Consider the following 11,842-nt stretch of genomic DNA (forward strand, 5'->3'; position numbering starts at 1 on the left):
ATGAAAGCAGCCCCTTTTTAGCGCCGACGGTTAGGGCGATGATAGCGATCGTTTTTACTTGTGACTCAGGGCCGCATTAATGATCAGAATGATTGCCGTCGATATGGACGGCACCTTCCTCGACGATAATAAGAACTATAACAAGGCGCGGTTTTTATCGCTGTACCAGCAGATGAAACAGCGCGATATCAAATTTGTGGTCGCCAGCGGTAACCAGTATTATCAGCTGCTGAGCTTTTTCCCTGAAATAAGCGGAGAAATAGCCTTTGTTGCCGAAAATGGGGCAAACATCGTCGATAATGGCAGCACGCTGTTTTGCGCGCGGTTAAGCGATGAACACCTGGCCCAGGTACTGACGGTTCTGCAACGTATTCCCTATATTCATGCGGTCGTCTGCGGCCCGCGTAGCGCCTATATGCTCAACGATACCCCGGATACGCTGCTGGCGCTGATGTCAAAACACTATCACCGGCTGGAACTGCACCCGAATTTTGCGCGCTTAGATGACTGCATCTTTAAATTCTCCCTGAATCTGGCCGATGAAAAAATCCCCGAACTGATGGAGCACATTGGTCACGCGCTGGACGGCATCGTGACGCCGGTTTCCAGTGGATCTGGCTTTGTGGATTTGATTATCCCCGGTATGCACAAGGCGCACGGCCTGTCGCTGCTGCAAAAAAAATGGCAGATTGCCAACCATGAAGTGGTGGCAACGGGCGACAGCGGCAACGATATCGAAATGCTGGCGCATGCAGGCTATGGATTCGCCATGGCCAATGCGCAGCCGGCGGTAAAGCAGGTGGCTCGCTATCATACCGAGAGTAATAATCATGAAGGAGCGCTCAATGTGATCGAGCGGGTGCTGACACAAAGCGCCCCCTTTCATCTTTAGACGTCAAGCTGCAGGCGGTCAAGCGATCCCTGCTGGCACTGCTGGTACAGGCTGAATTCGTCCATCACCGGCGCGCCCAGCGCCCGTTCAAATTCGGCCTGGCTGGCATGACCACTGGTGGCATGACGCCGGTCATCACCAAGATTAGACTGGAAAATGCCGGCGGCGCTGACCGGGAGAAAATCTTCATAGATAACTGGCTCTGCCACTACCGCCCCGCTGGCAATCAGACTTTCCAGATCCTGCCCCGGCGCGGCGGCCACCAGCGGATTGCGTCGGTAGCGATACCAGGCAAGCTGCTGACGGCGCAGTTCGTCCGCGTCGTCCGGGAAGTCGGCAAATATCTTGCCCAGATGCTGCTGATAGCTGGCGTTGTCGGCAAACTTTTTCTCCGACGCCTGACGCAGCAGGCGATCGTACAGCTCACGCCCTTTGCGCGTCAGTGCCACGCCGCGCTGTTCAATTTCACCGAAGCGGGCGCTGTGCATGCCCTGAAGCCGGTCAGTGAAATCTATGGCCTCGTTCAGCGCCTTAAAGCTGGTCTGGCGCAGCAGGATCGGGCAACGGCGGGCGGGCGGGCCTTCAATCGTCTCTTTCGGCGTAATGCCATACGCAGGCATCAGCTGCTGAACGCGGTCGATGTCCAGCGTGCGCGGCGTCAGATGGTTAATGTGCGGCCCGCGAAAACAGACCACGTCGGCAATCAGACGATGCTGTGCCAGCAGCGCGTGATAGGTTTCAAGATCGACTGAAGCCTGCCGGTGCCAGCGAAAAGTTTCCAGCGCCTGGCGCACAAAATCATCGGCTTCCTCCTCTTTCAGCCCCCCCTGCTGCTGCCAAATCACCAGCAGTTCCCGCAGACGGGGCGTGAAAATATCGCGTTGATCCAGTATCTCACCTGCCCGCTGGCGCAGAACGGTATCGTCAATCAACTCCAGGCGCAGTAATGAGGTAAAGATGCGAAACGGATTGATGTGCAAAGCGCGCTCCGTCACCGGGCGAAAAGCGGTTGAGTGTACCGGCACGCCGGCGGCCGAAAGATCGTAATAGCCCACCGGAGACATGCCCATCACCGCAAACAGCTGACGTAATGTCGCCAGCTCTCGTGCCGTTCCCACCCGGATAGCGCCGTGACGTTCCACGCTCTGGCGGTTAACCTCCTGCTGCCAGTGTTCTGCCGCAGGCTGCCCGCTACCGCTCTCCGGCAATACCCGCTCGTTGACCTCACGCACCAGCCGTAACAAGGTGCCATATTGAGGAACTTCCGCCTGATACATTGCCGACATCGCTTTGGAAAAGCGGTCGCGAATATGATCCGCGCTGATAAAGCCGTTGCTCATTGCTGCTCTCCTGAAATGATCTCGAAAGACTGCCACAGGGAGAATAGCCACGCGCGTGGCGGCTAAGTGTTAGATTCGTCACAGATTGCAGAGAGGGAAACGGGATCTTATTACAGGCCTTAAGTTTGGCGAGACAAAGAAATAAACCAATCCCGCAGTAGCGGCAAGAAAAAAGGCGAAGTGGTTGCTTCGCCTTCGTTCAGAGTCCCAGCATCCTTAGCGGTTACCGGTCAGTTGCCGTAAGGCAACGATAATGTGCAGGCAAGCGAGAAAGATATTCAGCGCCAGCAGAACAGCTTCTGCGATTATCACTCGGCACGCTCCTTGTGAGCGAGTATGCACAGCGCTGCAAGTGCCTTTCCATTTCCCCTTGCGACGATGCACCGACTGCTGGAAGGTGCTTGTGCCACTCCTCAGGTGGAGGCAAACCGGACAGCACCACCTGTTTCCCGCCGGGAGTAAAACCTGACCCTGCCCACCCGGAGAAGGACGCCCCATTCCAACAATCGCGCCATTATAATACCTTTCGTGATAATTCATTACCGGTCTTATCTTGACCCTGCTCACATAACAGACTACTATCACGACTGCTGGAAGGTGCTTGTGATGACGTTCTCGCGGTTGTTACCCGCTACGGCGAGAACAAAAAAAAGAATCTGGCTTTGCCGCCAGATTCTTTTTTTGTGTGTCGTTGATACGGCAGAAATAGTCTAAGGCCGCCCCGGCGGGATTATAGCTGGGGGTACATCTCCAGCAGGCGGCGCGTAACGCCGTTGGTCCAGCCGAAGCCATCCTGTAACGGATATTCCCCGCCGCCGCCCAGCAGCGCAGCCTCTCCGCTGATATTATACTTCTCTACCATCTTGTGGTGCTGCTGCCAGGTGCTATTGACGGTATGCAGCCAGCGGGAGGCAATCTCCTGCGCCAGCAGCTCGTCGCCGTAGCTGTGGAAACCTTTGATTGCCATCCACTGCACGGGAGCCCAACCGTTCGGACTGTCCCACTGCTCGCCGGTCACACTCATGCTGCACAGTATGCCGCCCGGGGCCAACAGATGGTCGCGCACCGCTTTGGCCGTACGGTTGGCCTGGTCGAGACTGGCCATGCCGACATACACCGGCGTGACGGCGGCGGCGGAGAAGGTTGCCTGCTCGCCTTCGCGCCAGTTGTAGTCACGATACAGACCCGCCTGCACATCCCACAAATAGCGATCAACGGCCTCACGACGCCGCAGCGCCAGCTGCTGAAAACGTTCGGCCGTTGCCTGCTCTCCCCTGCTGGCCGAAAGACGAGCAATCGTGGTTTCCAGCTTGTAGAGAAGCGCATTAAGGTCAACGGGCACAATGCTGGTGGTTTGAATACTTTCCAGACGGCCAGGCTCACTTAACCAGCGCGAGGTATAGTCCCAGCCCGATGCCGCTCCGGCGCGCAGATCGCGGTAGACCTCGCTCGACGGGCGCGAAGATTGACCTGCCGTTTCCACATCCTCACGATATGACTCGTCGCGCGGCGTGTCGCGATCGTCCCAGTAGCGGTTTAGCACCGACCCATCGCTCAGCATAACCACATGACGATGCGCGCGGTTTGGCGCCAGGGTTTCCTGTCCGTCCATCCAGAAAGCGTATTCGCTTTTCAGCTGCGGCAGATAGTGTTGCGCTTCATGTACGTCATTCTTTTCAAACAGCTCTACCATCATGGCAAATACCGGGGGCTGCGAACGGCTGAGGTAGTAGGTGCGGTTGCCGTTCGGGATATGACCATATTTATCGATCATCCACGCGAAATTATCCGCCATGCTGCGCATCAGATCGCAACGCCCCGCGGCGGCGAAGCCGAGCATGCTAAAATAAGAGTCCCAATAATAGACTTCGCTAAAACGCCCGCCGGGCACGACGTAAGGCTTCGGCAGCGGCAGCAGTGAGGAGAACTTACGATGTTTTTCCGGCTGGCGAGTCAGCACCGGCCACAGGCCATCGATATGTTCTGCCATGGTATGATTTGGATCGGCAACATAGCGGCTGTCATGCACGTCTGGCAGATCGAAATTTTCCAGAACGAATTCCAGCAGGTTAAAATCTTCCTGTTCACGCTTCAAATAGTAGCGAAACAGAATAGGTTCCGGGTCCGTTTTTGGCGCGCAGTCGGCAAAGGTTTTGCTGTCGCTAAAAATGCGCGACATCTGCACCGCAGTAAACAGCTCCTGATAGCGTTCGGAGGGGGTGAGAATGTCTGAAGCCGGCAGCCCGTGGATCCGCTCCGGGTGAGGCTCACCCACGTCTTCAGGCCCTGTGATATAATCATCATGCCAGGCTTCAAATTCAACAGGGTTAGTGTTAATCATCGCTTCATTTTGGTTGAAAGTGATAAAAACCTCCTGATGCCCAGCCTGCGGCAAATTTGTCTGGTGAATAAAAAATTGATGCTACTAATTATAGTCCCGTCATTAGATGATGCAACCAGACACCAGGATAATTCCCAGTAAAAGATATTTTACACCGTCAGAAATAAATCTGAATTTTACTATTACATTCAACAATGAAATATTTATTCATCAGCGCGCATATTAAGAAATCTATTTAATCTATTCGCCTGACGTTATTCGTTAAGGGCGTTAATACCACCATTTATCCCTGCATCGCTGGCACATAACGAAAACAACTTTTTCCGCGTTCTTGTCGCTATTTCTTAAGGCTAATCGTGAATTAGCGCGGTGACACCTGCCTTTTTCCGTGGTGGCGCGTGCCAGCGGCAATGTCACGGCCGGTAATGCGGATCTTTGCCGCTTCTTCTTCCAGGGAAAAGCGGCGACGCCAGGCCGGGGATGGCGTAAAATCACTCCTGTACGCCCGCCCTAACCCGCCTTCAGCGGGAATATTTTCTGACTGTGATTTACTTCTCAGTGCCGGGAAAATACACTGGCGCGCCACGGTCACTTCGTGAACAGGACAGACCCCCTCTACCACGCCCAGGCATAGGCACGTAACCTGAAAGGATGATATTAATGACGCTTGAACTTTGGCTGGCCTATACCGGCGTGATCGCCGCGCTGATCGCCATTCCCGGCCCCTCAGCGCTGATCAATATGACGCACGGTCTGCGTTACGGTCGTAAGCAGGCGCTGGCAACCGTCGGCGGCGGCGTGCTGGCCGCCATGATACTGATGACCGCCTCGGCGCTGGGTCTGGGGGCTATTCTTGCCGCTTCAACCACCGCCTTTATGGTGTTGAAAATCGTGGGTGCCGCCTATCTGATTTGGCTGGGCATCGCCGCATGGCGCGACAACAGCGAACCGGCTCAGATTAACGCGTCTGAACTTGAAGATGCGCCGGGAGCCATGCGCCTGTTCCGCAAAGGTTTCACGGTGGGCATCAGTAACCCGAAAGATCTGCTGTTCTTTGCCGCGCTGTTCCCGAACTTTATCGATGCCAGCCATCCGCACGCCGCGCAGTTTGCCACGCTGGCTGTGACCTGGGCGGTGCTGGATGGCGGCATTATGTTCAGCTACGCCTGCGCGGGCCGTCGGCTGTCGGGCGTCTTTTCTGACGCTCGCCGTCTGCGCATCCTTAACCGCTCTACCGGCAGCCTGTTCGTTTTTGCCGGGGGCGCACTGGCAGTTTCGGCAAAATAGTTACGCGCTAACGTTGATACGCCCGCTGGCGCGGGCCCAGGCGAACAGTCCGCCGGCGGCAACCATATTCGCCAGCTCCCCCAGCGGGTCGGTCATCAGCCGCTCGCCGCTTTCCAGCAGCGTGATCGTCTGCTTGCCGATATCAATGCTGACCCGATCGCCGGTACGCAGACGCTGACATAAGGGTTCAGCGGCAGCGACCGGCAGCAGCTCCCCGGTGGCAACACAGTTGCGGAAAAAGATGCGCGCATACGACTGCGCGATGACCGCCTGAACCCCGGCCGCCCCCAGCGCCACAACCGCATGCTCGCGCGAAGAGCCGCAGCCAAAGTTTTTCCCCGCCACGATAATCGGGTAGGCCGAACGTCCGGTTTGTGGATCGATAAACGGCAGCGCCCCCTCCGGCAGACCGCACATGGCCAGCCGCGCAAGCTGCGCATAGCCCTCCGGCGTCGAGGGGTTGACCTTCAGATATTCCGCCGACAGGATCTGGTCGGTATCAATATTATCGCCGAGGACGTACACCGCCCCGCTGATCATCGCTTTCATTTGTCGTCTCCGCACAGTGCGCCGGGATGGGTTATCTCGCCGGTTACCGCCGCAGCGGCCACGGCATAAGGGGAAGCAAGATAGATGTTGGCCCGTTTGTGGCCCATACGCCCGACAAAGTTGCGGTTGGTGGTGGAGATCACCGAGATCGGCTGGTTGACGCGGCCAAAAGTATCGGCCGGGCCGCCGCAGCACGCCGCGCAGCCGGATTCGGACGACAGCTGCACGCCCGCATCACACAGGATGCGGTACACCGACTGACCGTCAATATCGGTGCTGATTAAACCGTGAAAGACCTCTTTTGTCGCGGGTACGGCGAAGGTCGGAACCACGACTTTGCGCCCTTTGATTACGCGGGCAGCGGCAATAAAATCAGCCAGCTTACCGCCGGTACAGGAACCGATATACGCCTGTGAAATCGCCACGTTCTTCAGCGTATCGATGGCCACCACGTTATCCGGCGAATGCGGTTTAGCCACCAGCGGCTGCATCTCCGTCACATTAATGTCCAGCACCTGGCTGTAACGGGCGTCCGCGTCAGGTTCCACCACGCTAAACGGGATATCGGTGCGCGTGGCAAGATAGTCCAGCGTGGCCTGATTCGGCACCATGATGCCGTTTTTCGCCCCGCACTCCACCACCATATTGCATATCGTCATGCGCTCCTCAACCGACATGGCATCAATGACGCTGCCGCCAAATTCAATGGCTTCATAGGTGGCCCCATCCACCGTTAGCCTGGCCAGCAGGCCGAGGATCAGATCTTTAGCCTGTAAATACGCGGGCATCACGCCGTGGTAGTTCACGCGGATCGTGGTGGGGACTTTCAGCGGGATCTCTCCACTCCCTAACGCGTAGGCGGCATCGGTGATCCCCAGGCCAATGGCGAAGCAGCCAAATGCCCCTGCGGTGACGGTATGCGAATCCGTTCCCAGCAGAACTTCTCCCGGCCTCGTGTGCCCGCCTTCCGCCAGGCCAATATGACAAACGCCCTTATAGTCCGGCGTACCGACATCGTAGAAGTATTTAATCTGCTGTTCGCGGGCAAATTCACGCATCACGCGAATATTCTGATTCGCCTGTGGGTCGGCGGAATAAACAAAGTGATCGGGGATCATAATAAAGCGTTCAGCATCCCAGACTTTTGCCCGTGCGCCGAACTCTTTCTTAAACACGCTGGCAACGCCCGGCGTACAGGGGTCGTGCGACATTAATATATCAACTTTTGCCCAAACGATTTCCCCCGGCGTAACACATTTTCGCCCGCTGGCACGGGCAAGTATTTTTTGACTGATTGTCTGACCCATTAATATTATCTCTGCGTAATAAAGCGACCGTTAAGAATGAATCCAATGTAATAACCTTACTGTTTTTCACTGCGCGGCAAACGACAAATATGCTAATATCGCGCATTGTTTCTCTCTAAAAACAATCCGGGATAATAATGAGCGATTTTGAAAATCTGCACGGGATGATTATTTTTGCCAAAGTGGTGGAAACGCTCAGCTATACCGAAGCGGCGAAAACGCTCGGACTGGCAAAATCGTCGGTCAGTAAAGAGATCTCGGCGCTGGAAGTACGCCTCGGGGCAAAATTGCTACAGCGCACCACCCGGCGCATTCAGGTTACCGAAGTCGGCATGACCTATTATCACTATTGCTATCGCATTCTGAACGAGGTGAAAAGCGCCGACCTGTTTATCCGCCAGTTCCATGAGGAGCCGACCGGCAGCCTGCGCGTGGCCGCCCCGGTTACCTTTGGCTGCCAGTGCATTGTTCCCGCCCTTAACCGCTTCGTCGCCGGCAATATCCACGTCAGCGTCGATCTTGATCTGACCGATCGACCGGTGAACTTTGCAGACGATCATATCGATCTCGCCATTGCCATCACCCGCGATCTTCCCGATCACCGCCACTATCGCCCGCTGATGGATATCGCCTGGGGGCTGTATGCCGCGCCGGACTACCTGCTTAACCGTCCGGCGGTGACCAGCCCGGATGATTTAGCACGCCATGAATTTATTCTTTTCCGTGGCCCGGCCCATACCATTTCATTGCCGTTTCGCAAAGAGAAACAGAAAAAAGATATTGAGGTACGCAGTCGTTTTCGCGCCAATAACAGTATCGCCCTGCTGAATTCAGCGGTGGCACAAACCGGTATTGCCTATTTACCCAATTATATCGCCAGGGAGGCGGTGGAAGTGGGGAAACTGGTGCAGCTGTTACCGGATTGGGAAATGGATATCTACAAATCGTATGTGCTGATGAAAAGCGACAGCTTTATTTCTCCGCGCGTACGTTTATTTATTGAGGAATTACAGCGTGCACTGGTGCCGGGCACAGCTACAGGCTAATTCTTTACATTGTTTGAAAATAAAAACCCCCGCATTGAATAAAGGCGGGGGGTTTTCTCACGGCCGATTACTCTTTATCGGGATTAATAGTAGTTACCGTGACGATAATCCCAAGTGGTGAAAACATCGGACATGATTGACATGATTTTATCCACGTCCAGTCCTTTACGGATCAGCACCGGGCAAGGAGAGATGTTACGCTCACCCTTCTGCTCAGGCACCAGCCGGCCGTTTTCATCCACCATCGCCACCATCACGCCCTGCTCGTAACGGGTTTTTTCCGACTCGTTCGGCTGGATAGACTTAACATAGTCATTCGCCGCGATGATCAGATCGGCATGCTGCTCAATGCGCTCGCCGATGCCTTCCACCAAGCCACGGTTGCCCTTGCCTGACGGGTTGGCCGAGCTGGCGAAGGAGAATTTGCCGTGATTTTCCCACAGCTCTTTCGCCAGATTTTCTCCCGGCACGCCGAACTTGATAACAAAGCAGCTGGTCTGGCGGCGATCCATCATCAGCTCTTTCGAGCCGTCATCAGGAATGCGCGCCACGGCTTCTTCTTTCCACGGCAGAATGCAGCCCAGCAGCACGTCTTTGTCCCAGTGCTGCTGATACAGCGCTTCGATTTCCGGATTCAGCTGCGCCAGCTCTTTCAGCTGCTCCAGAGAACCACACAGCACCACGCCCGGCTTGTTACGGTTGCGCTGCTTGGCATCAAATTTGCGCTCCAGGCCTTTGGCATCGGAGGTCATGATGATATAGCCCACTTTCGTTGGGCAGACGATCATACCGCCGTTCGCCGAGAGGATCTCAACCGCTTCCGGCTGTAAGCCACCATTCCAGTTAACCACTTTATCGTTCATCGCCCTGTCCTTCGCATTCGCTTTAATTTGTGTGGGTTATCACCCGTTGCAATCATCCTGCCACAGACAGTTTTTATCGCAACAATAAACGCGATATCCCCACTATTGTTTCCTTCAGGAAACAACCGTTGCACTATGCGTCAGGTATCAGCCTCTCTGCTTTCAGCCTGTCGAACAGCGTAAAGAAAGCATCGCGGGTGGCCTGGTAGCCGGTAAAGCCCGCCTTGCGGCTTTTGCTGATATCGGTAAACACCTCCATTGGCCGTCCGAGATCGGCGTCGGTGTGCCACCAGGAAGCCAGCTTCGAAACATCGTCCTGATGCAGGTCAAAGCGCCGGGCGATATCTCGCCACTGCTGCGGCGCGGCATCCATTCGCCCTTCCAGCGGCTGCATAGTGTCGGGGAAAGGCTGCGGCTCAATACCAAAGTAGCGGGCAATTTCGCCCCACATCCACTTCCAGCGAAATACATCGCCGTTAACCACGTTGTAGTCCTGATCCTGTGCCGAGGGCGTGGTGGCTGCCCAAATCAGCTGATCGGCCAGCAGGTGCGCATCGGTCATATCGGTCACCCCTTCCCACTGCGCCAGGGAGCCGGGGAAAATAAACGGCTGCCCGCTCTGCTTACACAGGCTGGCATACACCGCCAGCGTCTGCCCCATATTCATCGCGTTACCCACGGCAAAACCGATTACCGTATGTGGACGATGCACGCTCCAGCTGAAACCGTACCTGTCGGCGGCGGCGAACAGTTCATCTTCCTGGGCATAATAGAAGTTTTCCACCGGCTGGCGGCCCTGCTCTTCGCGAAAAGGCGTGACCGGAACCGACCCTTTGCCATACGCATCAAAGGGGCCGAGATAGTGTTTAAGCCCGGTGATCAGCGCCACATGACCGCCTTTTAGCCTGTTGCCAAGCGCATCCAGCACGTTGCGTACCATTGCCCCATTAACGCGGATATTCTCTTTCTCATTTTCCTGACGCGCCCAGGCGCTGAAAAACACCTTATCGACGCTTATCCCCTGTAAGGCACTTTTTACCGAAGCCTTATCGGTCAGATCGGCAGCCAGCGAGGTGACGCCCGCGGTGACCGCCGAGCGCCCGCGCGACAAACCATAAACCTGCCAGCCCTGTGCCAGCAGACGCTCGGCCAGTGCACTTCCAGTAACGCCGCTGACGCCGACAATCAAAGCCTGTTGCTGCATGATGTTTCTCCTGTTCTGTTGATAACATCAGCTTAATAGAGAATTAAATTCTCATCTGCGGTATAAATTCACAGCATTAGTGAACTGGAGGAATAAATGCCGACATCGGAAGAACGTCTTAAGGGGATTGCGCCCTTCGTCGCCAGCGTGGAGAGCGGCAGCTTTACCGCCGCCGCCGGGCGTCTGCATCTCACCAGCTCGGCGGTCAGTAAAAGCATCGCCCGGCTGGAGGCGCGTCTTGGCTCACGCCTGTTTGAGCGCACCACGCGCAGCCTGGTGCTGACCGATGCGGGACAGGCATTTTATGATACCTGCGCCCGCGTGCTGAGCGAACTGGCAGAGGCGGAATCGGTGCTGGCCGCACAGCGCAGCATTCCGGCTGGGCGTCTGCGCGTCGCCGTGCCGCATACCTTTGGCCGCCTGCACGTAATGCCGCTGCTCAATGACTTCTGTCGACAGCACCCGGAGATGCAGCTGAATCTGTCTTTTTCCGACCGCTTTGTTGACCTGTTTGAAGAAGGGGTGGATGTCGCGGTGCGTATCGGCGGCCGGGGCAACTATCCCCCCTCTCTTGGCGTGCGTTATCTCGGCAGCGAACGGCTGATCTTCTGCGCCGCGCCGGACTATCTGGCGCAGCACGGCACGCCGCAGACGCTGACGCAGCTGGAACGGCACCAGGCGATCGTTTACGACCGTATCGATGGCAGTACCAGCCCATGGCATGTGGTCTCACCGGATGGCCTTATTACCACGCGTACCGTGGCGCACCGCATGGCGCTGGCGGATGGAGAAGCCCAGCGCTCGGCTGTCGTGGCAGGGCTGGGGGTGGCGCAGATGGCAACCTGGCTGATAAAAGAACCGCTGGCGCGGGGTGAGCTGGTGACGCTTTTACCGCAGCGGGCGGTGCCGGGGCTGCCGCTGTACGTGGTGTGGCCACGGCGTAAACAGCTGATGCCGAAGGTGGATGCCCTGCTGAACACCCTGGCTAAGCTGAAGATTGAATAACCGCAGCC

At 56.2% G+C, this 11,842-nt stretch carries 11 protein-coding genes; 4 read left to right on the forward strand and 7 right to left on the reverse strand.

Annotated elements, in window-relative coordinates:
* The first annotated feature begins 79 nt into the window (after window positions 1-79).
* Window positions 80-892: a Cof-type HAD-IIB family hydrolase gene (locus tag ETA_RS16420; RefSeq protein ID WP_012442742.1), complete on the forward strand. Its 813-nt coding sequence runs from the start codon at window positions 80-82 to the stop codon at window positions 890-892.
* On the opposite strand, the gene hglS is transcribed toward ETA_RS16420, so the two are convergent.
* The 3 genes from hglS to ETA_RS16440 form a co-directional block, all read right to left on the reverse strand.
* Window positions 889-2,232 (reverse strand): 2-oxoadipate dioxygenase/decarboxylase HglS, encoded by a 1,344-nt coding sequence (hglS, locus tag ETA_RS16425; protein ID WP_012442743.1) that lies wholly within the window; start codon window positions 2,230-2,232, stop codon window positions 889-891. The genes ETA_RS16420 and hglS overlap by 4 nt on opposite strands.
* 730 nt (window positions 2,233-2,962) lie before the next feature.
* Window positions 2,963-4,627, reverse strand: coding sequence for an alpha,alpha-trehalase (locus tag ETA_RS16435; RefSeq protein WP_012442745.1), 1,665 nt, complete (start codon window positions 4,625-4,627; stop codon window positions 2,963-2,965).
* A 307-nt stretch (window positions 4,628-4,934) separates the two neighbouring features.
* A complete protein-coding gene (locus ETA_RS16440) occupies window positions 4,935-5,159 on the reverse strand; it encodes a hypothetical protein (protein ID WP_157861821.1) in 225 nt (74 codons plus the stop codon).
* 74 nt (window positions 5,160-5,233) lie between these two features.
* Between ETA_RS16440 and ETA_RS16445 the strand changes: the two genes are divergently transcribed.
* The gene (locus tag ETA_RS16445; RefSeq protein WP_012442747.1) at window positions 5,234-5,860 is read left to right on the forward strand and encodes a LysE family translocator; all 627 of its coding nucleotides are present in this window, start codon (window positions 5,234-5,236) and stop codon (window positions 5,858-5,860) included.
* On the opposite strand, the gene ETA_RS16450 is transcribed toward ETA_RS16445, so the two are convergent.
* Both ETA_RS16450 and ETA_RS16455 read right to left on the reverse strand, forming a co-directional pair.
* Window positions 5,861-6,409 (reverse strand): LeuD/DmdB family oxidoreductase small subunit, encoded by a 549-nt coding sequence (locus tag ETA_RS16450; RefSeq protein WP_012442748.1) that lies wholly within the window; start codon window positions 6,407-6,409, stop codon window positions 5,861-5,863.
* Window positions 6,406-7,716, reverse strand: a complete 1,311-nt coding sequence (locus tag ETA_RS16455; protein WP_012442749.1) for a 3-isopropylmalate dehydratase large subunit — start codon at window positions 7,714-7,716, stop codon at window positions 6,406-6,408. Before ETA_RS16455 ends, ETA_RS16450 begins: the two co-directional genes overlap by 4 nt.
* Before the next feature lie 137 nt (window positions 7,717-7,853).
* Between ETA_RS16455 and ETA_RS16460 the strand changes: the two genes are divergently transcribed.
* Window positions 7,854-8,762 (forward strand): LysR family transcriptional regulator, encoded by a 909-nt coding sequence (locus tag ETA_RS16460; RefSeq protein ID WP_012442750.1) that lies wholly within the window; start codon window positions 7,854-7,856, stop codon window positions 8,760-8,762.
* Window positions 8,763-8,845: 83 nt separating this feature from the next.
* Here the strand turns inward: ETA_RS16460 and ETA_RS16465 are convergent, their stop codons facing one another.
* Both ETA_RS16465 and ETA_RS16470 read right to left on the reverse strand, forming a co-directional pair.
* Window positions 8,846-9,625 (reverse strand): L-threonylcarbamoyladenylate synthase, encoded by a 780-nt coding sequence (locus tag ETA_RS16465; protein WP_012442751.1) that lies wholly within the window; start codon window positions 9,623-9,625, stop codon window positions 8,846-8,848.
* A 133-nt stretch (window positions 9,626-9,758) separates the two neighbouring features.
* Window positions 9,759-10,829, reverse strand: a complete 1,071-nt coding sequence (locus ETA_RS16470; protein WP_012442752.1) for an SDR family oxidoreductase — start codon at window positions 10,827-10,829, stop codon at window positions 9,759-9,761.
* Window positions 10,830-10,925: 96 nt separating this feature from the next.
* Here ETA_RS16470 and ETA_RS16475 point away from each other — a divergent pair, with 96 nt between their 5' ends.
* A complete protein-coding gene (locus ETA_RS16475) occupies window positions 10,926-11,834 on the forward strand; it encodes a LysR family transcriptional regulator (protein WP_012442753.1) in 909 nt (302 codons plus the stop codon).
* Window positions 11,835-11,842: the final 8 nt, after the last annotated feature.

Source organism: Erwinia tasmaniensis Et1/99 (assembly GCF_000026185.1).
Classification (GTDB): domain Bacteria; phylum Pseudomonadota; class Gammaproteobacteria; order Enterobacterales; family Enterobacteriaceae; genus Erwinia; species Erwinia tasmaniensis.

What these genes read in the sequence shown, in the direction of transcription:
- ETA_RS16420 (WP_012442742.1), top strand. Translation starts at nt 80, where the DNA reads ATGATCAGAATGATTGCCGTCGATATGGACGGCACCTTCCTCGACGAT.
- hglS (WP_012442743.1), bottom strand. Translation starts at nt 2,232, where the DNA reads ATGAGCAACGGCTTTATCAGCGCGGATCATATTCGCGACCGCTTTTCC.
- ETA_RS16445 (WP_012442747.1), top strand. Translation starts at nt 5,234, where the DNA reads ATGACGCTTGAACTTTGGCTGGCCTATACCGGCGTGATCGCCGCGCTG.
- ETA_RS16450 (WP_012442748.1), bottom strand. Translation starts at nt 6,409, where the DNA reads ATGAAAGCGATGATCAGCGGGGCGGTGTACGTCCTCGGCGATAATATT.
- ETA_RS16455 (WP_012442749.1), bottom strand. Translation starts at nt 7,716, where the DNA reads ATGGGTCAGACAATCAGTCAAAAAATACTTGCCCGTGCCAGCGGGCGA.
- ETA_RS16460 (WP_012442750.1), top strand. Translation starts at nt 7,854, where the DNA reads ATGAGCGATTTTGAAAATCTGCACGGGATGATTATTTTTGCCAAAGTG.
- ETA_RS16465 (WP_012442751.1), bottom strand. Translation starts at nt 9,625, where the DNA reads ATGAACGATAAAGTGGTTAACTGGAATGGTGGCTTACAGCCGGAAGCG.
- ETA_RS16470 (WP_012442752.1), bottom strand. Translation starts at nt 10,829, where the DNA reads ATGCAGCAACAGGCTTTGATTGTCGGCGTCAGCGGCGTTACTGGAAGT.
- ETA_RS16475 (WP_012442753.1), top strand. Translation starts at nt 10,926, where the DNA reads ATGCCGACATCGGAAGAACGTCTTAAGGGGATTGCGCCCTTCGTCGCC.